Raw genomic sequence first — 21,546 nt, forward strand, 5'->3', positions numbered from 1 at the left:
GTGAATCGCGGGCGTAAGTATTGTACGTATCCACTCTGGAACAGGACCAACTATGGCTACGCATAATGTATATTATGTTAATATAGACACCAAGCATGTCTATGTCCACTGTGTACATTATGAGGATGTAGTTGAGCTTCTCAGAATGGCCAGTCAGTATATGCACACCTTGTCCACTCTGCATGGAAGCAGCTTGTGCTGGAACTCGTAAAGATCCGATTTGATGATTCTAACTATTCATGGACCGTTATAGATGATCACGGAAACCCAGTAGACGAGATTCGTGATTGGATCGTGCATCTTGAACAGATCAATCTCTCTCCCAATACAATCCAGGCATATGCACGTCATGTTGCTCGTCTTGGGACTTACCTCCACTCAAACAGTAAGGAAATCACCGGGATAACTGTTTCCGACTATGATCGTTTCCTTGAGTGGCTGCCTTACCATCTGAGTGGTATGGCCGATGATTCCTCAAATCTTGCCTTTCTTTCTCCTTCATTGGAGCCTGCAGCTAGGCTGGGCCCAACGGTGAATAACCAGGTGCACCTGGCCGTTAAGTCCTTTTATCGCTATTTGACAGGCAGAGAGCCTGCTTTTGCATCAGTCGCTGTCAGCAATCGACATCAGCCTGTAGACAGCTATAAGCCTTTCCTTGAACACATCAATCAACGCAGAAGTGTCAGGAAGAAAGATCCTTACCTTAAAGGGGATCTGGGGTCCGTAAGGAAGAGAGTAACTGAAAAAAGGATGTCGCCTGAGGCGGTTCTGGAGCTCATAAAGGCATGCAGCCTGGTCCGCGACGCCTTTCTTGTCACCCTCCTCTACAACACCGGAATGCGGATTGGAGAAGCTTTGGGACTTCGCCATGCTGATGTTGACCTTGCTGACGGTGTTATTTGGGTAATTCCTCGATCTGACAATGAAAATGGGGCCAGGGCCAAATCCAAGCGTGCTAGAGCAATCCCTGTAATGCCTTACCTGCTTGAAATGTACGAAGATTACATTACAAGCACAGAATACCTGGCAGCGTTTGAATCAGGCACGGAATATGTGTTCTGTAATGTTAAGAAAGGCAGGATTGGAAAAGCCCTATCTCGGAGCTACGCCGAGAATCTAAAAACGTATTTAATCAAACGTACGGGCTATACATTTACTTGGCACCACTTTCGCCACACACATGCTAGTGAGGCTATCGCTGATGGGCACGGGTTGCTAGCCGTTGCTGATCGACTTGGGCATGCCAGCCCTCAAACAACTCTCGATTTTTATAAGCACCTCTTTAGTAGTGAGGTTAGAAAATTACATCTGACCGGCCCAAACAAGCTGAAGGAGCGGCTTGAAGAATTTATGGAATCCGGCACCCAATTGGCTGAGCGAGGCATTAAATGGATTTAGAGCTGATTTCACATGACAAGGAAGGCGCTGATTTATATTCGGCGCAAATGGAAGCACGTTTAAACGCTATATCACCAGTATTAGCACAAGAAAGTGTATGGAATAAAAGCCTTCTCGATGAGACCCCATGTTTCGTTAATGAATATATAGCCGACCGAAGCCCTATTTCATTTGTTGGAATTCCTGAGACACCTTCACTAGAGGTCAAGCTCTACTGGGCTAACCTTCTTTCTGATCCAAGAATGAATTCGCAGTCTATAGTCCAAAGAAGAAGACTCCCAATGAGCTGGTTGATGGCATGCTGTGAGAATACGCTGCAAAAATTTGGGGTGACATGCATAGCCGATATTCCTCATCCAGAATTCCCACAAAAAGGCTCAATTGGTCCTAACAAGAAAGGCCACAATAAAGATCTGATTGCACATTTTATGTTGTTCGATGAAAACCCTAACAGGGCGATGGTGAAAATACAGTACACTAAGTCGGGCGAGTTGAAGGAAAAGGAATACACCTCCCCACAAATTACTGTTGTTGGCGACTTCCATAAAAAAATAATTATTCAGCGCGACCAATTTAAAAGCCTAAGAAAACGGAATATATTGCTCTTCGATGACTTGTACTCTGAGTATCACGTAAGGTACAAGGATCTCCAGAAGCAAAAAAGTAGCTACGCCAATTTATACCAGTTCCCGGAGTGGTTAAGGGATGCTGTCAGAGAACACATTGTCGACAAGGTCACGCACGGAGAATTGGGCCCCAAAACACTTACCGGCTATGTTGCGAGACTCAAGCATTTTAGTAATTTCATGCATGAGACATTCGAGCGGCCATCTCCCAGCTCAATAACGGATGTTATTATTGGTGATATGTTTGTTGATTGGGGGAACGCAAAAGGCTTGTATGGCAGAAACTGGTATACCGACACACTGGCTATGCTGGCTACAGCAGCCAGGAAGTGGCCTGACATTTGGCCTAGCTTAACTGTTTCAGGTCGATCTTCGAAGAAAATTAAGAATGTGCATTATAAAGAAGGTCTTGGAAGGTTGGGTTATGCGCAGGAAGGCGGTGGCCGTGCTTACTCTCAGAGAATTGTTGATGAGCTCTATTCCGCAGTAAAGCATGCGCCCTCACCTACCCCATGTGTTTTTACTTTGATAATGGGGGCTGGCATGAGGTCTGAAGATGGCCATGCCATTTTGTTTGATTGTCTAGATGAAGATCCGAACGACGCAGATTTCATGCTGCTTACATTCTGGCAGAGCAAAGTTAGCAAGTGGAATGTAAAGCCTTTGCACAAGAATAATAAAGACCATGCTCAGATAATTAACGCGATTGAAGAGCAACGGTCTGCAGTTATTAAACGACACGGAAAGAAGACCAAATACCTTTTCCCTGTATTCAATGGCACTCATGAAAGCTTTACATCGCCCGCCTACACTATGGGCGAAATAAAAAAACAATGCGTAAGCACTGGTGTATTATCTGATGACGGGTCCCCTCTTTCATTTTCCTGGCATCCTCTGAGGCATACCAAAGGCACCTCAATGGCCAAAGATGGCCATGACATATTATCGATTATGATGGAGCTTGGACATGCCAGTCCTGACATGGCCACCGCATATATAAACAACCGGCTTGAGCTCAAGAAAAAAGCCCTTCTGCAAAATGGCGGTGGCCGCTTTTACACAATTGAGGGGGAGGTAGATGAAAGCGTAGCCAACCTCCTCGTAAGAAAAGGTCAGATAAGAGCTACACGGGTGTGTGGCGGCGCTTGTACAATGCCTGCTCAAATTGGTGATTGGTGCGAGCATGCGAATGCTTGCTATACATGCAAACATTACCGCGCTGACGCTAAAGATGTAGATTTCTTTAAGAATGAGAAAGGCGCAGTAATTAATCTGATTGAAGAGCAGCAAGAAGAGCTTGTGGCTTTGCAGGAGAATCAGCAAAGTCGTATGTCTGAAATTACAGGCCGCAGACTTGCTAAAAACAAGGAAATATACAAGCGGCTTAATGACATAGTTTCTTCGATTGAAGCTGATGGCCAGTATCAAGGTCGTGAGCAACAAGCGCGCAAAACCTCACTGGAGGATAAATGAGTGAAGACAACCTTGATGGTTTGCGTCAGGCCAGGGATGAGCGCAGCCTTCAAAAGCGTAGAGCCGTCGAGCAAGCGGTTGATCAATTGAAGCAGAGCAATGAAACGATCACATTTAAAGCTGTTGCCAAGCTGGCTGGTGTAAGCCGACAGTATCTTTACAACAACTTTAAAGACCAGATTTCTAGTATGAGGGAGGGAGACCGGGCTTCGAGCGTAAAAATTGATAATGTCACCGTTCCAGCTAGAACACCCGAGGAGTCTCGGCATGTTGAAGCCCTGCTGAGAAACAAGATAGATCGACTAAAAAAAGAACTTGGCTCTGTTCGGCATGAGAATTCCAGGCTTAAACAAGCGCTTGAAAAAGAGCGAGGGAAGTCTGAGCATTTTCGGAAAAATTGGATAAATTCAAGAGGTAAGTAATAAATTGATAAGTGCCAATTTTTGAAGCCGCCCAAAATTTGTTCCTTGCTGGTTTTGAGCGTAGAAAGCCTGCCGGCCAGTTTATCTTGGCCGGCAGGTTAATCACGAATAAGGCTTTGCTTGCCCTACTTGCCCTTGGAATGCGGAACGAGAACCTCGGCAGAACCGAAGCCTACATTACCGTTTTCGTCCGTTGCACGATAAGTGATTGTGTAAACTCGTCCATCTCCGCCGCCACTTCGTTCAGCCCGGAGGTAAATGGTGCCATCTTGAGGGTTGGCAGACAAACGTGCAAAATCCCCCAAAAACATCGTAACCTATTGTTCTATAGAGAAATAAGTTATTACCCCTGTGACTCTCTACCACAACCAGCCATCCATAGGGCATCTGGACATGACTATTCGTTTCGGGGGGGTATCGCAGCCCCCCCCTCAATTATCAGTGCCGGATCAGCAGCTGATCCGGCGCCAAGACTAGGAGATTACCACCCAAGCTTTAAGCTTGGTCAATCCGGATTCCTATCACGTCGTTGCATCAGCAGATAGGCTGCGGGCAGCACGAAAAGTGATAACAAAGGTGCTGTTACCATCCCTCCTACCATGGGTGCAGCAATGCGGCTCATGATCTCGCTACCTGTGCCTCCCCCCCAGAAAATCGGAAGAAGGCCGGCAATAATAACAGCTACAGTCATCGCCTTAGGTCGAACACGTAATACCGCGCCATCACGGATAGCACCCATCAAGGCAGCTTCACCCTTTTGGCCCTGCTCCTGTCTCTCCTGCCACGCCTGCTTTAGGTACAGCAACATGATCACGCCAAACTCCGCAGCGACACCCGCCAGGGCGATGAAGCCGACACCAGTAGCCACTGACAGGTTGTAGTCCAGCAGATACAAGAACCAGATACCACCGGTCACCGCGAACGGTAGCGTCGCCATAATCAGCAAGGCTTCACCGACACGGCGAAAGGTCAGGAATAACAGTACGAAAATAATCAGTAAGGTCGCCGGTACCACCACTTTTAGCCTCGCATTGGCCCGCTCCAGGAACTCGAACTGACCGGCAAAGGACAAGCTGACCCCCTCTGGCAACCTGACTCCATCATTCACTGAGGCACGTAGATCATCCACTACCGAGGCCAGGTCACGCCCCCGAACATCGATATACACCCACCCAGACAGTCGGCCATTCTCACTTTTTAACATCGGCGGCCCATCGGTAATCTTGATATCCGCCACGGTTCCGAGGGTAATTTGTTTTCCTTCGGGAGTGACTATGGGCAAATCGCGTAAGCGATGCACCGTGTCGCGCCACTCGCGAGGATATCGAAGGCTGATCGGGTAACGCTCCAGCCCTTCCACTGTCTCACCGATGTTTTCACCACCAATCAAACCACTGACCACCGACTGAATATCCGCGATGTTGAGGCCATACTGAGCCGCAATGCCACGCCGAATATCGATATCCACATAACGACCACCAGTCAACCGTTCAGCCAATGCTGAGGAGACACCGGGTACTTGTTTGGCTACCTGTTCGATTTGACGGCTCACCTGGTCAATGATCTCTAGGTCATTACCCGCTACTTTGATGCCAATTGGGCTCTTGATGCCAGTGGCAAGCATGTCGATACGATTGCGTATCGGAGGAATCCAGATATTTGCCAGTCCAGGCACGCGTACAATACGGTCCAGCTCTTCGACAAGCTTCTCCGTTGTCATGCCTTCACGCCATTGGTCCTTGGGTTTGAAACGGATGGTGGTTTCAAACATCGTCAATGGTGCAGGGTCAGTCGCTGTCCGCGCACGCCCCGCCTTGCCGAACACCTGCTCCACCTCAGGCACCGTTTTGATCAACCTATCGGTCTGCTGTAGAAGCTCGGTAGCTTTTTGTGCTGACAAGCCTGGTAAGGCACTTGGCATATACAGCAAATCGCCCTCATCCAGCGGTGGCAAAAATTCACCACCAAGCTGACTTAGCGGCCAAAAGGCGGTAACAAAAACTAAACCGGCAACCAGCAAGGTGGTTTTCGGCCACGCCAAGACTCGCTCTAGTACGGGTTGATAACAACTAATCAAAAAGCGACTGATTGGATTACTTTCCTCGGAAGGTATCTTTCCCCGAATCCAGTACCCCATTAACAGTGGAACCAATGTCACCGATAGGCCGGCTGCCGCCGCCATAGCCCAGGTTTTGGTAAATGCCAGTGGGCCAAATAGCCGCCCTTCCTGTGCTTCCAAGGTAAAGACAGGAATAAACGACAAGGTAATAATTAGCAACGAGAAGAACAGCGCTGGCCCCACTTCGACAGCTGCTTGCTCTATGACTCGCCAATGCGCATTACCAGTCAGAGATTGCCCTGGGTTATCCCGATGCCAAATCTCAATTTTCTTGTGAGCGTTCTCGATTAACACCACTGCTGCATCCACCATAGCGCCGATAGCGATAGCAATGCCGCCAAGCGACATGATATTGGCATTGATGCCCTGGTAACGCATCACAATAAAGGCAGCAAGGATTCCCAGCGGTAGGGAAATGATGGCCACCAGTGACGAACGCAAATGGCCAAGAAACAATACGCACACCAGTGCAACTACAATGAACTCTTCAATCAATTTGTAACTGAGGTTTGTTACCGCTCGATCAATCAGCTCACTTCGATCATAGGTGGTGACGATCTCAACCCCTTCCGGCAAGCTTTCCCGCAGTGTCTCAAGTCGCTCATGCACGGCAGATAGCACGGCGCGGGCGTTCTTGCCTGAACGCAGAATTACGACCCCGCCGACGACTTCCCCTTCACCGTCCAGCTCGGCAATACCACGCCGCATCTCCGGACCAAGGCGAATCTGCGCCACATCTCCAAGCTGTACTGGCACTCCATCAACCAGTTTTAGTGGGATTTTTCGGAAATCTTCGAGTGATTGAAGGTAGCCACTGGAGCGCACCATGAACTCCGCTTCGCCCAGCGTCAGCACTGCTCCCCCGGTTTCCTGGTTAGCTTGTTCTATCGCCTTGCGTACTTGTTGATGACTGATCCCATGGCTGGCGAGTTTGACCGGGTCAGGGACTACCTGATATTCACGTACCATGCCGCCTATGGTTGCCACTTCTGCAACGTCAGGCAGAGTCTGCAGCTCGTATTTTAGAAACCAGTCCTGTATCGAGGTTAGTTGCGATAGATCATGCTGGCCGGTGCGATCGATCAATGCGTACTGATAAATCCAGCCGACACCGGTAGCGTCTGGCCCAAGTGATGGTCGTGCTGTACGCGGCAATTCAGACTGGACCTGACTAAGGTATTCCAACACCCGTGAGCGTGCCCAATACAAGTCGGTACCATCTTCAAACAACACGTAAACATAACTATCACCGAAGAACGAGTAACCACGTACTGTGCGCGCACCTGGCACGGCCAGCATGGTGGTGGCAAGTGGATAGGTAACCTGTTTTTCCACCAGCTGCGGTGCCTGACCTGGGTAACTGGTGCGGATAATCACCTGTACATCGGACAGATCCGGTAAAGCATCTACGGGGGTATTGTTGATAGACCAGATCCCCCACGCACTCATGAACAGCGTCGCCAGCAGCACCAAAAATCGGTTAGCCAACGACCAGCGAATCAGGGTAGCGATCATGGTGCAACCTCCTGTTTGTCGAGAGACACCACCGTCAAGCCATTATCGGTATCTTTGACGCCGACGAGCACACGATCGCCCACTGCTATATCGCTGGCCACCTGTTCGCTGGCAAGACGAAAGCGCATGGTCATGCCAGGCATACCGAGCGTCTCAAAAGGCCCGTGTTTAAGCTTGACCTTGCCGTCGGATAGCCCCTCGATAACCCCCTCGGCGTAATGCAACGAATTCACTTGGGTGTCTTTTTGTTCCGCCACCTGCTTTTCTAGGCGCTCCACAATCAACCCTTTGTCTGTATCACGAATGCCAATGCGCACGCGATCACCTACCGATATCCCTTTGCCTACTTGTTCATTCGCCAGGTTAAAACGCATGGTCATGGCAGGCATGGACAAGCTCTTGAAAGGGCCATGGTCCAGCATTATTTTGCTGCCATTCAGTTGCTCGACAACACCTTCGGCATAGTGCAGTGCGTTCATCATTTCCGTCTCATCTGACATAGCCAGCTCCTGAACGGCAATGCCTTGCAGGCTGGCTTCGGAATCGAGCAGGAACTGACCACTGACAACCACCTTCTGGTCTTCCTTCAGCCCTGCCAGGATCAGCGTTTGGTCTCCCAGCTCGCCCCCCGGCAACACTGCCTGCGGACGATATCGACCCTCCTCCTCATCAAGCATCACCAGGCTGCGCTTTCCTGTATGCAATAAGGCTGCGGTTGGTACGGCCAATGCTTTCTGTGTGGCTTCGCCATGAATGCGTACCTGAGCGCTCATGCCCGGACGCAGATCACCCTCGTCATTGGACAAGGTCACTCGCACCGGCACAGTTCGGCTGGACTGATCCACCAGAGGCAGAATGTCGGCAACTTGCCCCTCACGCAGTGCTGGCTTCACTCCTTGAACGGTCACGTCAACAGCGTTACCACTACTGACTTGCCCCAATTGGCGTTCCGGGACTGCTATCTCCACCCACACGGGGTTGAGTGACTGAATCTCCGCCACGGGAGCACCGGCCGACAGCGTCATGCCAGCACGAGCATTGAGACTGCGTATCACGCCATCATGCGGAGCTGTCACCGTCCAGGTTTCCAGCGGTTTACGTTGGCGTTCAATACTTCGGATCAGGGATGCAGGCATGCCCAATGACAACAGGCGCTCCCGCCCGGCGACGATCAGTTCGTTGTTGCCGCTGCCGAGCACGGCCAGCCATTCATGCTGAGCTCCAGTCCAGGCCGGAACTCTCAATTGCATCAGCGGCTGACCACTGGAGATAGTGTCGCCCTCAGCCAGAGGCCAGACCTTGTCTACGAAGGAAGGCGCGGGGCTTTGCAGGCGTGTCAGGGCGCGGTCGTTGTAAGCAATCAACCCCGTGACATCAAGCTGAGATTGTGACTGAGCCACGACCACCGAGGCACTGCGAATTCCCAGATTTTGTACCATGGCTGCATCAATACGGACCGTTGGCTGATCGCTATCATCACCACCATTGGCATAACGGGGCACCAACTCCATATCCATGAAAGGTGAGGGCCCGGGCTCGTCAAAGTGCTGCTGGGGATACATAGGGTCATACCAGTACAGCACTTCCTTTTCATCCGCTTTGCTGTTGGTTTCACCGCTGTCCATCGCCATCGATATACTGCTCTGCGAAGGGGTGACGTAACGGCCCAAATATATTCCGGCTAGCAACAACAGCGAGGCAGCCAAACCGATCAAGGCATTGCGTTTAATGTTCATTATCTTGCTCCTCGCCCACCATGCCGTGGTGGTCGTAGGTAAAATGGAGGGCGGCTGCCTGCTGGTCATACTGCCCGCTGAGATCAATCTCCTTCAGTTTGGCGTCCAGCCATTCGCTACGTGCCCGTACAAGATCGGCCAAACTGCCATCACCGCCGCGCCAAGCGGCCCTAGCCAATCCCACTTTCTCTTTTGCCAGAGGCACCAGTCGCTCCCGTTGCCGGGCAAGCGTGCGTTCCTGGCGTTCATATTCGGCCAGATCGCTCTGCAGCATCGCTTCATGTTCGCGACGTACCGCCTCTGCACGAGATTCCAGTGCTTGCCACTCAGCTTCCGCCGAGGCAATGCGAGGCCCCTGGCGCGACCGGCTGAACAATGGCAGGTCCACATTGACCTGTAGCATCGCCATGTCACTGAATTCTTCACGATTCATATAAGCCAGAGTTAAAGCCCAGTCCGGCTTCTTGGCGGCACGAGCCTCGTCCGCGTTAGCCTGGGCGACAGAAGCCTGACGCGACGCTATCTCAAGTTCAGGGTGCTTATGCAGGCTATTCAGTAACTGTTCAGCATTGATGGCGAAATCAGGTGCTTGGCCAGCCGGTGATTGCCGGCCGGCTTCCCCCAGCCAGCGTATTAAACGAGCCTTAGCCTGGCGTTGCCTGGCCAGAAGAGCATCTCGCCGATCCAGTAATGTCACGGCTTCCTGCCTGGGTGCCACGCTATCAATAGCCTTTCCTTGACCCGATGAAAGCCGGGCACGCACTGCCTTGTCGAACAAACGATTTTCAGCAATGAGTTCTTCCAGCAGGACTAGTTGACGATCCAGAGTGTGGAGCTCAATCCAGGCTTGAGCGGTCTGACGCAGCACGGCCAGACGAGTGGCCTCTTTCGTGGCCTCCGTTAAGCCGATTTGCTGTCTGGCACCTTCTGCCCTTGCTGTGCGTTTGCTGCGATTGGGGAAACGCTGGGTTACACCAATACGCTGCATGGTCATGAAATCACTCGACAGGCTGTAACGATCGGCGCCATCCACAGGTACATTGTCGAGGCCAAGAATCAGGGTGGGATCGGGCAAAGCATCGGCAGGCCCTTCTGCCTGCTGAGCGGCCTCGACGCGGGCCGATTCCGCCCGCAATTCCGGTGATTGACGTAAGGCGAGCTGTAGCGCCTGATTAAAAGTCAGGCCTTCTGCCCCAAACGCCTGGACACTAGCTAGCAGCAGGGAGGGCGCTAGCCAGCCGAGTGCGCGCCGATACCGGCCGGCGCTCAGAAATATCCAATACATGTGTCACTCCAACACGGATCATGGCGCGCAACGCGCCCTCAGTGGGCCCAGACCAGGCCGGACCCCGAAAAGATCAGTGAGAAAGTGCTAGAGGCGGTCGCCAGATGGTAGATAAGGCAAGGGGGAGATAGAGAGGGTTAGAAAAATGAGGGGTAGCCGGATTTGCTGCCTGAAAAGAAACCGCCGGAGCCGTATTCATGATCGAGAGCTGCCCAGCATGGCACTCCTGGCCAGGCTTGCAAACCGGGCCGCTGTGCGTGTTGGATTCACCATCCAGACAACAATCGTTTTGTGGCATGGCGGACATCATGCTGCAACGGTCATCCATGTCTGCCTGCATCATGGTTTGTTCCATGGGGCAAGGCTGCGCCAATTGCACCGCTGCCATCCCCTGCAAGGAGATGCTAAGCAGAAATAGGCAACTAATGAAAAACCGAGCAATAAACATATGGTGTCAGCATAGTCCGAAGCAATGTGCTATTAACAACATAAACCTTGGGGTAGCCCCCATGTCAACGTTTAATATTGAGCTATGTAACTATTGATCGCCAGCTCTGCTCCCTCTGGCATGCTCTTCTGCTACGCCACAGCCTTCAATAGCATTACTTGATGAAGCGTGAAAGTGTCTCTCGATGCCATTCCAGGCGCCTGTTGGCATGCTGGGTACCGAGGCTTATGTCGACAGGTGGCGGCGTGGTTAAGAACTATAAAATCGACACTTTGATCTATTGCGGTTGTACGATGCCTTCGCTGATGCCTGCAAGAACCCCGCAAGCATCAACTTCACGGCCATCGTTGCACCTCGCTCTCAGGGAAACGAGTTGCTTCTCAAGCGATTGCAAAGCCGTTATCTGCGACCGCGCATCAGCAGACTTCCTGTTATAAGCAACCTGTTGGCTTTACACACCTAGAGAGTTAATCACAATGAGTTGGATTAAAGTTGAACGGGCTGAGCAAACCCCGTGGAACTTGATCACGGTCAACAGATCACGGATGAAGTCGCTTAAGGCGCCAGCTATGGCAAAATAGCCCCTACTCGAGGCTCCACGCCGATGGCCTAGGATTGCATGCCCAAAGATCCGGTAGGCAGGTATTTCCGTGCCCAGCTTCTCCTTCATCGTGGTTTTGACGTCGATTTCGATCAGCACCCCGAAGCAGTTATCCGTGAGAGACTGACGCGCTCGTTTGTCAACCGCCTCAAAATCAGCATCTTCTATGGTTCGATCAATAGTGTACGGCACCAGCTATTATTACTTAGGGCCAAGCTTGATAACTCGCAGGCGCAATGCATTCACAATCACGCTGAAAGACGACAGCGACATTGCAGCAGCCGCGAAGATCGGTGAAAGCAGTATCCCGAAGAACGGGTACAAAACCCCCGCCGCAATCGGAACGCCCGCGGAGTTGTACACAAAAGCAAAGAACAGGTTCTGTCGGATATTGCGCATGGTCGCCAGCGACAGACGACGCGCTTCTACAATACCCATCAAGTCGCCGCGCAGCAGCGTAATGCCCGCGCTTTCGATGGCCACATCTGTGCCGGTGCCCATGGCCACCCCCACGTCCGCCGTTGCCAATGCAGGCGCGTCGTTAACGCCATCACCCGCCATCACGACAACACCCCCTTCATCTTTCAGACGCTGGACGATCTTGCCCTTATCTTCCGGCAGTACCTCCGCTTCCACTTCATCGATATGCAATTTGCGAGCAACCGCCTCGGCCGAGGTGTAGTTATCGCCAGTCAGCATGACCACTCGAATGCCGTCTTTTTGCAGCGCGACAATAGCAGCGTGGGTCGTTCTCTTGATGGGATCGGAGATGGCCAACAGCCCAGCGATTTTTCCATCGACGGCGGCAAAAATCACGGTAGCACCATCTTTGCGATGCTCGTCGGCATCGCTGTCAAATTTAGTGGTGTCGACATTCTCCGACTCCATGAGAAGACGATTACCAAGCAGCACCCGCTTGCCGTCGATTTTTCCTGTTACCCCTTTACCGTTGGGAGAATCGAAGTCTTCCGCATCCGGCAGCTTCAGCTCCATGCCCTTGGCTTTGTCCAGAATGGCGTGGGCCAGTGGATGCTCACTGCCTTTCTCGAGTCCGCCCGCAAAACGCATCAAAGCATCGTCATCGTACCCATTCGCTGTAACAATTCGGGTGATTTGTGGCTGCCCCTCTGTCAACGTGCCGGTCTTATCCACTACCACCGTATCTACCTTTTCCATGCGTTCAAGGGCTTCCGCATCGCGGATCAGCACACCACTTTGGGCGCCGCGGCCAACACCTACCATGATCGACATCGGCGTTGCCAGACCCAGTGCGCAAGGGCAGGCAATGATCAGAACACTGACCGCCGCAATCAGCCCGAACGCCATGGGCGGTGTCGGCCCAAGGAATGACCAGGCTATAAAGGCAACAATGGCAATTAGGATCACGGTGGGCACAAACCAGCTCGCCACCTTATCGGCAAGCCCCTGGATCGGTGCGCGGCTGCGTTGGGCGCTAGCCACCATCTGCACGATTTGGGAAAGCATGGTGTCCCGGCCAACCTTGTCGGCCCGCATGATAAAGCTGCCCTGTTGGTTAATACTGCCGCCAATCACTTGGTCGCCAGACTTTTTGCTGACTGCAAGAGGCTCACCGGTCACCATGGACTCATCCACGTTGGAGCTGCCTTCAAGTAACTCACCGTCCAGCGGCACCTTGTCCCCCGGGCGCACTCGCAGGCGATCACCCACCTTGACCTGATCCAGCGACACATCGGACTCGTCGCCCTGGTCATCCAGCTTTCGGGCCGTCGCCGGTGCCAGATCCAGCAGCGCCTTGATCGCGCCCGAGGTTTTCTCCCGGGCCCGCAGTTCAAGCACCTGGCCTAACAGAACCAGCACCACGATGACCGCAGCCGCCTCGAAGTAGACGGCGACAGAACCGTCTTCCTGCCGAAAGGCGTCGGGGAAAATCTGGGGCGCCAGTGTCGCCACCAGGCTGTAGATCAGCGCCACGCCAGTACCAATGGCAATGAGCGTGAACATGTTCAGATTGCGGCTGACGACGGACTTCCAGCCTCTGACAAAGAAAGGCCAGCCACACCAGGCCACTACTGGCGTCGCCAACACCAGTTGAATCCAGTTGGACATTTGTGGGGCAACGATCTGGTCAAGGCCGGTGAGATGTCCGCCCATTTCCAGCACCAATACCGGCAGGGCCAGCACCAGGCCAATCCAAAATCGACGGGTCATGTCTTTGAGCTCTGCCGAGGGCCCGTCATCCAGACTTACCTGCTCGGGCTCCAGGGCCATACCACAGATAGGGCAATCTCCGGGGCCCTGCTGGCGAATTTCCGGATGCATCGGGCAGGTGTACATGGTGCCCGGAGCCACGGGTTCGTCCTGTTTCTGTTCTCCACTGAGGTAGTGTCCCGGGTCGCCGTCAAACTTCGATTTGCACCCCGAAGAACAGAAATACCAGGTTTTCCCGCCATGCTCGCTGCGATGTTCCGCCGAGTGTGGATTCACCGACATGCCGCAAACAGGATCTTTGACCGTGTGCTCAGCCGTCATGGCCGATCCCTCCCTATCGAGTTCTGGTGATTAGTGATGATGAGCATGAGATTCTTTGTGTCCCGCTTCTTCGGCTTCTGTGGCCTTTTTCAGGAACAGTTGCTCGGCCACTGCGATAACAATCATGGTGACAACCGCCACGCCAATAACAAACAGGTCAGTATTCAGTTTGACCCAAACGAAGCCACCAAGAGCGAGCAAATCCAGAACAATTGCCACCGTGGGCACCCACACATTGGCCTTCACATCCTCCCGTAAATAGCGCAGAACGCCCCAATGGATAGCAATGTCCATGATCAGGTAAAAAATGATGCCCAGCGCTGCAATTCGGGACAGGTCGAAGAAGGCCGTGAGGATAAGCCCAAGCACCACGGTATAAACCAGCGTGTGCTTCTGGATGCTACCGGGCATGCCGAAATGACTGTGGGGGACCAGCTTCATTTCAGTCAGCATGGCCAACATGCGTGAGACGGCGAAAATACTGGCCAGAATGCCACCGGCGGTGGCCATCATCGCAATGGCGACGGTAAACCAGACGCCGTAGTCGCCCAATGCGGGACGCGCAGCGGCCGCCAGAGAGTAGTCCTGCGTTTTGATGATTTCCGCCAGGGACAGGTTACTGGCAACGGCGAAACCGACCAGGGTGTAGATCACCACGCAGGCTGCGATGGAAATAATAATCGCTCGCCCCACGTTTCTCTTGGGGTCTATGACTTCCGAGCCGCTGTTGGTGATGGTGGTAAAACCTTTGAAGGCCAGAATGCCAAGGGCCGTTGCCCCCAGGAAATTGCCAAAGGTTCCAGCCTCACCGGGGCTAGAGAAATCAACAGAAACACTGTCGGCAATCCAGATACCCACCATCCCGAAAACCAGAATGCCTCCGATCTTCAGGATACCTATAAAGGAAGCCACGCCCTGAATCATTCGGTTGCCCAACAGATTGATCAGAAACGCGGCCAGAATTAGTGAGACGCCAAGAATGGGCACCATGCGGCCACTTTCATCGCCATCGAACAGTTGCATGGTGTAAGAACCGAAGGTTCGCGCAAGAAAGCTCTGGGCAATCACCATCGAGAAATACATCAGCAAAGCATTGAAAGCCGTCGGTAACCGATTGCCATAGGCTTTGTGCAGGTACATGCCTATGCCCCCGGCTGACGGGTAGGCATTGGAAATTTTGATGTAGGAATAGGCACTGAAGCTTACGATTACCGCCGCGGCCAGAAACGCCAACGGGAAAAGAACGCCAGTCATCTGCGCCATCTGCCCGGTAAGGGCGAAGATACCGGCGCCAATCATGACACCGGTGCCCAGCATAACAGTTCCCGGAAGTGTAAGACTGCCTTTCTGATAGCGCGTGGTTCTGTCGTGCGTGCTGCTCATACAACCTCCTGTTGTTTTGAACGGCGTTTGATACTCAATAAATAGCCAATGCTAGCTTGGGTAGATCTCACTTGCATCAATGTCGAGAAAAACGGGCCAAAGAAATATCTTTAGCCCCTAAGTACCTGATCAGAGTGCGATGCGCGCTCCAATCACAGCAAACCAATCTGCTGTACTGCCGCCGTCCGCTTCGGCAAAGTCGGCACTATCGCCGTATTTGCGCTCATGCACCACGCCCACATAAGGCGAGAACGCACGGTCGATCAGATCATAGCTCAACCTGAGTCCGGTTTCGGTAGAAACCAGTCCTTTACCAACGCCAATTTCCCGGTCCTCGCTAAACGCAACCGTGGCATCCAGCGTTGCCGCCAGAATCCAGTAGTTGGTGAGAAGCAGCTCGTACTCTGCATCCAGTTCGGCTGACGTATCGCCATCCTTACTGACATACAGGTTTGCATCGATCTCAAACCATTGGGGAGCCAGCCCGGCTACACCGAGAACGGCATATGTACGGTCCGGCCCCTCGGGCGTATCGAAACGTACGCCCGCTTTGGCGTCGAAGAACTTGGAGATGGGGATCTGGCCGACCAGCTGGTTTTCCAGTGTTTCGTAGGCCTGCTCCTCTATCTCGTACTCCCCGGTTGTGAGCAACCGGACTTTGAACTCGTCGGTGCCATAGAAAGCATCCGCATTCCAGACGCCCAGTTCCTCGTCATCGTCGCTGTAGCGGTATTCAAACTCCTCGAATTGAACACCCCAGGTTGTGAGCGGCTGTTTACGAGCGGTGGTGTCGGAGATCATTTCCTGAGCTGTCACCGCCGTTGAGACACCAATAGAGGCAAGGAAGCTGACTGCGACAATTGATCGAATACAGCTCATACCTCACCTCCATCTTTGGCAATCACGTCTGTTTTGGCCTGCGTCGACTCTGGCCCACCTTCAACAATGACCTTGCGGAACATACCAGCGGCCGCGTGATAGGACAGGTGACAGTGGAACGCCCACTGACCGGGCGCGTCGACCTCGGTTTCCATGTAAACGGTGGTGCCGGGCTGCACACTGACCGTGTGTTTGATCGGGTTCCACTGGCCTGCGCCAACATCAAGGATGGACCACATACCGTGCAGGTGCATGGGGTGAGTCATCATGGTTTCGTTGACAAACTTGAAACGGACCCGCTCACCGTATTTGAGACGAATCGGATCGGCGTCTTCATACTTGACGCCATTAATGCTCCAGGTATACCGCTCCATATTGCCGGTCAAACGAAGCTCAATTTCCCGGGTCGGCTCGCGAACTTCATACAACGGATCCTGAGCCTTCAGGTCAGCGTAAGAGAGGAACTTTCCGCCATTGGCAGCTTTGGGCATGAGGCCACTGCCCTTGGCGTAAAAAGGATCGCTTTTTTCTTCTGTCCCCATCGCCATGGAACCATGGTCCATGCCGGACATGCCCGAATGATCCATATCTTTCATGTTGGAATGATCCATACCTTCCATATTGGAATGATCCATGCTGCCCATGTTGGAGTGGTCCATCCCGGACATATCTCCCGAGCTGCTCATATCCATGTTCCCATGATCCATGCCAGACATGCTGCCATGGTCCATACCGGGCATACCGCTCATATCAGCCATGGTCAGACGCGCTGGTTCACGCATTGGTGGCACAGACCCTTCCATACCCTTTTCGGGGGCCAGCGTCGCTCTTGCATAGCCTGAACGTCCCATGGATTCGGCAAAAATGGTATAAGCCTGCTCATCTTTCGGGCGCACGATCACATCGTAGGTTTCCGCTACACCGATCCGGAACTCGTCCACACTGACCGGCTGAACGTTGTTGCCATCAGCCTGGACAACCGTCATATCCAGACCGGGAATCCGGATGTCGAAGTAGGTCATCGCCGAAGAGTTGATAAAACGCAGCCGGATGCGCTCGCCCGGCTCAAAGAGTCCGGTCCAGTTCTGGTCCGGCCCTTTACCATTGATCAGGCCCGTAAAGCCATGCACGTCTTCGACGTCTGCTTTCATCATGCGCATGCCACCCCAGGCCATGCGATCCCGAACTGTGTTCATAAAACCGTTCTCGGACACATCCGAGAAAAACTCGCCCACGGTCTGCTGATCGCGGTTGTAATAATCAGTCATCATTTTCAAGTTGCGCATGATGCGATCACCGGAATGCGGGTGTTTGTCGGTCAATTGGACGACGTATTCGCGGTCGTAACGGAACGGTTCACGCCCCTCGGGTTCGATAACGATGGAACCGTAGGCGCCATCCGGCTCCTGAAAACCAGAGTGGCTGTGGAACCAGTAGGTGCCCGCTTGCTGGATGGGAAATTCGTAGGTAAAGGTTTCACCCGGCTTGATGCCCGGGAAACTGATACCTGGTACTCCATCCTGATCGAAAGGAAGGATCAGACCGTGCCAGTGAATGGACGTCATCTCATCCAGATTGTTGGTCACGTTGATCCTGACGTTTTCGCCTTCTTTGAAGCGCATCACCGGCCCCGGAGATACGCCATTGTATCCAATGCCTTCTTTCACGAAATCGCCAGTATCAATTTTTACCCGGTCGACCGTCAGGTCGTACTCACCAGCCATAACCATGGCTGGCATCAGCAGGCTTAAAAGTCCTGTCAGTAGGCGTGTTTTCATCTTTTTCTTACTCCAAACTGCACTTCGTTGAAGCAGGGCTGGAAAACAGTCCCAACCCGTGCATTCGCGGGGTTGTCAGTACGCCGGTTTACTCAAAGTTAACGTCACCGTACATGCCGGCCTGGTAGTGGCCTGGCACGTTGCATGCGAACTCAATGTCGCCTTTTTCCGTAAACTTCCAGACAACTTCCTTGCTCTGTCCGGGCTCAAGCAACACGCTGTTTGGATCGTCATGCTTCATGGTTTTTCCGTTGCCCATGTCCATGCTCATCATGTCGTGATTCAGCTTCCCGCCCTGAATCACGCCGTGCTCTACCATCATCATCATTTCCTCCTGATGCCCCTCATGCATCTCAGGTGTGCCGATGTTGAACTCGTGAACGAGGTTCCCCTTGTTCTCCACCACGAACCGCACCGTTTCCCCGGGGCTTACGATGATTGATTCCGGTTCATAGTAATTGTCGTACATTTCGACTGTTATGGTTCGGCTGGCCTCTGAGGCTTTGCCGGGCTCACCACTCGCAGCGCCGTGATCATGTCCTCCACCATGGGTTCCAGCGGCAAAGGTGGTCGCCGACAATAAGATAGTTGCGGCAGCAACGAGGAATTTTGATACGGTCATATATCTTCTCCTTTGAACAGCTTTGGCCCTGAGGGCCGGGTTGTCTCACTCAAAACTTGAGCAATATCCAGAAGCGGTTGCTACCATCGCTCAGCAACCTGAATCCAGGCTGAAAATCGGAATTATTTTTTGTTCTGGCACAATTCAGCTTGGGCAGCGACACTGACGGACTCTGATGCTCAATTTAGAAAGGCAGTTCAGGAATGAGATTACTTCTGGTGGAAGATGACTACCTGCTGACAAATGGGCTAAGCGCCCAACTGGAAAAGGCCGGTTTCAGCGTGGATACCGCCCGTACAGCGCGGGAAGCCCGGCACCTCGGGCAGCAGGAAAGTTACCGCGCCGGTATTCTTGACCTGGGCCTGCCCGACGGCAACGGCCTGGACGTACTGAAACAGTGGCGGACGCATAAGGTCAGTTTCCCGGTGTTGATCCTGACCGCCAGGGGAGACTGGCAGGACAAGGTCAATGGCTTGAAGGCCGGCGCCGATGATTACCTCGCGAAGCCTTTCCAGACCGAAGAGCTGATTGCCCGACTTCACGCCATCGTCCGGCGAAGCGAAGGCAGAATAATGGATACCCTGACAGCGGGCCGGTTCGAGCTGGACGAAAATCGCCAGACGTTAAGGGCCGGTGACGAGACCGAACATAGCCTGACCGGTACGGAGTTCCGTTTGCTCCGATGTCTGATGAGTCGTCCCGGGCAGGTTTTCTCGAAAGAACAGCTTCTCGACCAGCTATACAGCATCGACGACATACCCAGCGAGAACGTGATCGAAGCGTATGTGCGGCGGCTCAGGAAGCTGGTGGGACCGGACACCATCAAGACCCGACGTGGTCAGGGGTACCTGTTCGATGCCGATAGCCGTTAGACCTCGCTCAGTCAGGGGGATGCTCCTGATTCTGCTGCTTCCGGCCGGCATTGGTCTGATGGCACTGGCTTGGATCATCCATGGGGCCTTGCTGGAGAGGATGACCATGGACTTAGTAGAACGCCGCTTGAAAGATGAGGTAGCTTTTCTGGAACACCAGATCCGCCAATCCGGTGGCCAGATTGATACACTCCAGACCGGCGACTATTTTCAGGAAGTGCTCCTCCACGCCTTCGCCATCGCCATCGCTTCTCCGTCTGGGCAGTCCATCTCACCGGAGACCTGGACTCCGATTCTGAGGCCGTTGCTCACCTCCGGGCAGGAGGGAGCCGTGAGAGCCAGGGATGCTGAGGTACCAGCTGCGCCTTCCCAAATGCTTGGGTATCGCCGTGCCTTCACGGTCGACGGAAACCCCTTCGTGATCATTGTTGCCGAGGATATGGAGGCGCTTCATCGGAGCCAGGCCAAACTCCATATCTGGACTGCCGTCGTCTCGGTTTTACTGGTCATTCTGATGATCGGGAGCATATGGCTGGGAATCACTCTGGCCCTGCGGTCAATAGCGGGCCTTCAGATGAACCTGAAAAAACTTCAGTCAGGCGAGCTCTCCCGTATTAACGCAGACGGCCCGGAGGAGTTCCAGCCCCTCGTCCGGCAACTCAATCGACTGCTGGATTCACTGGATGACCGGCTGGAACGCTCCCGTGACGCACTTGCCAACCTTTCCCACAGCGTGAAAACCCCCATAGCGGCTGTCAGACAGATCCTGGAAGACACCAGTCGCCCGCTCGATGAGAAGCTGAGATGGGAAATGGCGGCGCGCCTCGACGACATAGATGCTCAGCTTGAGGCCGAAATGCGGCGAAGCCGGTTTGCGGGTCCACAGGTCGGCCAAAGTGTATGTCCGATCAAACAGGCCCGGGATCTGCTGTGGATGCTTGGCCGCCTCTACCCCGATAAATCTTTTGAATTGTCAACGGATCTGCCTGAAAACCATCGCTGGCCTGTCGAGGAGCATGATCTGAACGAAATCCTTGGCAACTTGCTGGATAACGCAGGCAAATGGTCATCCCGCTGGGTGGAGCTCACGCTGAGTGAAGATCAAGAGCAGTTAAAAATTATCATCAGCGACGACGGAGCGGGCGTATCAGAAACAGCCCACTCACAATTGGGCAAGCGAGGATTGAGGCTGGACGAGCAAACACCCGGTCATGGATTGGGGCTGGCTATTGTCCACGCAATAGTTGAGCGTTATCAGGGACAGGTTCATTACACGTCCAGTAAGGTAGGAGGCCTTACTGCAGTTGTTGTAATCCCTGGTTCTGATCGATTCGGCGACCGGTCAGACAACTGACACCTTCACCCTCCATTCTCTATGCTTCAAGTCAAATTCATCAATAGTTGGGATGATGATTTGGAGTCTCGTCCAGCCTGTTCAATCTCGACCGCCCTATAATGAGCTTTTCCTGAAGGATACTGAATCTACACCCACTAACACTACTTGCTCTACTTGCAACCCAAAACAGCAAACCGATGCTTTTGATCATGAATTTTACACTCCCCCCCCCTTTCACTGCATGCCAGAGCCCGCCTTGTGCGGGCTTTTTCATGCCGTTTTGGAGTTTCTATGGATATTCGAGCGAGCTGGGCCTGTACCACGTACAGGGCTACGTTAAGCCTGAGGAGATTATCAGTACGGCGGCCACCATTTTGTATGGCTGAAAGGTGTCTAGCAAACCGGTGGCGATTCAGTTGATCTTACCTTTGCATGAGAGTGAGACAGACCGGCATCTCATCGGATTATCTGGTTGATGCTTCACCTACTGCTGGTGCATGTTTCCTTCGCTAATTCCAGCAAGAACCCCACACGCCTCAACT

The 21,546-nt window shown here is 53.0% G+C and carries 13 protein-coding genes and 1 pseudogene; 5 read left to right on the top strand and 9 right to left on the bottom strand.

What is annotated here, in order from left to right:
• The first annotated feature begins 195 nt into the window (after positions 1-195).
• Genes Q0Y02_RS02215 through Q0Y02_RS02225 form a run of 3 tightly spaced genes read left to right on the top strand, consistent with a single transcriptional unit; the run spans position 196 to position 3,919 of the window.
• Positions 196-1,398, top strand: coding sequence for a tyrosine-type recombinase/integrase (locus tag Q0Y02_RS02215; RefSeq protein WP_089031988.1), 1,203 nt, complete (start codon positions 196-198; stop codon positions 1,396-1,398).
• Positions 1,389-3,497, top strand: a complete 2,109-nt coding sequence (locus tag Q0Y02_RS02220; RefSeq protein ID WP_297763770.1) for a tyrosine-type recombinase/integrase — start codon at positions 1,389-1,391, stop codon at positions 3,495-3,497. Before Q0Y02_RS02215 ends, Q0Y02_RS02220 begins: the two co-directional genes overlap by 10 nt.
• A complete protein-coding gene (locus Q0Y02_RS02225) occupies positions 3,494-3,919 on the top strand; it encodes a DUF6262 family protein (RefSeq protein WP_273633852.1) in 426 nt (141 codons plus the stop codon). The genes Q0Y02_RS02220 and Q0Y02_RS02225 overlap by 4 nt, the downstream gene beginning before the upstream one ends.
• Positions 3,920-4,424: 505 nt before the next feature.
• Here the strand turns inward: Q0Y02_RS02225 and Q0Y02_RS02230 are convergent.
• From Q0Y02_RS02230 to Q0Y02_RS02270, 9 genes and pseudogenes are all read right to left on the bottom strand, one after another.
• Complete coding sequence (locus tag Q0Y02_RS02230; RefSeq protein ID WP_119917530.1) at positions 4,425-7,553, bottom strand: efflux RND transporter permease subunit; 3,129 nt, start codon at positions 7,551-7,553, stop codon at positions 4,425-4,427.
• Positions 7,550-9,289 (bottom strand): efflux RND transporter periplasmic adaptor subunit, encoded by a 1,740-nt coding sequence (locus Q0Y02_RS02235; protein WP_297763779.1) that lies wholly within the window; start codon positions 9,287-9,289, stop codon positions 7,550-7,552. Before Q0Y02_RS02235 ends, Q0Y02_RS02230 begins: the two co-directional genes overlap by 4 nt.
• Positions 9,279-10,574, bottom strand: coding sequence for a TolC family protein (locus Q0Y02_RS02240; protein WP_035246375.1), 1,296 nt, complete (start codon positions 10,572-10,574; stop codon positions 9,279-9,281). Before Q0Y02_RS02240 ends, Q0Y02_RS02235 begins: the two co-directional genes overlap by 11 nt.
• Before the next feature lie 725 nt (positions 10,575-11,299).
• Positions 11,300-11,434: pseudogene (locus tag Q0Y02_RS02245) on the bottom strand (Cd(II)/Pb(II)-responsive transcriptional regulator); the annotation flags it as partial.
• A 390-nt stretch (positions 11,435-11,824) separates the two neighbouring features.
• Positions 11,825-14,134 (bottom strand): heavy metal translocating P-type ATPase, encoded by a 2,310-nt coding sequence (locus Q0Y02_RS02250; protein WP_063508766.1) that lies wholly within the window; start codon positions 14,132-14,134, stop codon positions 11,825-11,827.
• A gap of 30 nt (positions 14,135-14,164) precedes the next feature.
• Positions 14,165-15,517 carry an APC family permease gene (locus tag Q0Y02_RS02255; RefSeq protein ID WP_082844683.1) on the bottom strand — a complete coding sequence of 451 codons (1,353 nt, stop codon included), beginning with the start codon at positions 15,515-15,517 and terminating at the stop codon, positions 14,165-14,167.
• Between the two features lie 129 nt (positions 15,518-15,646).
• Positions 15,647-16,396 (bottom strand): copper resistance protein B, encoded by a 750-nt coding sequence (locus Q0Y02_RS02260; RefSeq protein ID WP_011588644.1) that lies wholly within the window; start codon positions 16,394-16,396, stop codon positions 15,647-15,649.
• Positions 16,393-18,174 (bottom strand): copper resistance system multicopper oxidase, encoded by a 1,782-nt coding sequence (locus Q0Y02_RS02265; RefSeq protein WP_063508768.1) that lies wholly within the window; start codon positions 18,172-18,174, stop codon positions 16,393-16,395. Before Q0Y02_RS02265 ends, Q0Y02_RS02260 begins: the two co-directional genes overlap by 4 nt.
• An 88-nt stretch (positions 18,175-18,262) precedes the next feature.
• Positions 18,263-18,796, bottom strand: coding sequence for a plastocyanin/azurin family copper-binding protein (locus Q0Y02_RS02270; protein ID WP_022985569.1), 534 nt, complete (start codon positions 18,794-18,796; stop codon positions 18,263-18,265).
• Positions 18,797-18,999: 203 nt separating this feature from the next.
• Here Q0Y02_RS02270 and Q0Y02_RS02275 point away from each other — a divergent pair, with 203 nt between their 5' ends.
• Both Q0Y02_RS02275 and Q0Y02_RS02280 read left to right on the top strand, forming a co-directional pair.
• Entirely contained in the window at positions 19,000-19,668 is a 669-nt protein-coding gene (locus Q0Y02_RS02275; protein WP_007151491.1) for a response regulator transcription factor, read from the top strand.
• A 19-nt stretch (positions 19,669-19,687) separates the two neighbouring features.
• Complete coding sequence (locus tag Q0Y02_RS02280) at positions 19,688-21,022, top strand: ATP-binding protein (protein WP_011588647.1); 1,335 nt, start codon at positions 19,688-19,690, stop codon at positions 21,020-21,022.
• The last annotated feature ends 524 nt before the right edge of the window (positions 21,023-21,546 follow it).

This window comes from uncultured Alcanivorax sp., assembly GCF_947258575.1.
GTDB lineage: Bacteria > Pseudomonadota > Gammaproteobacteria > Pseudomonadales > Alcanivoracaceae > Alcanivorax.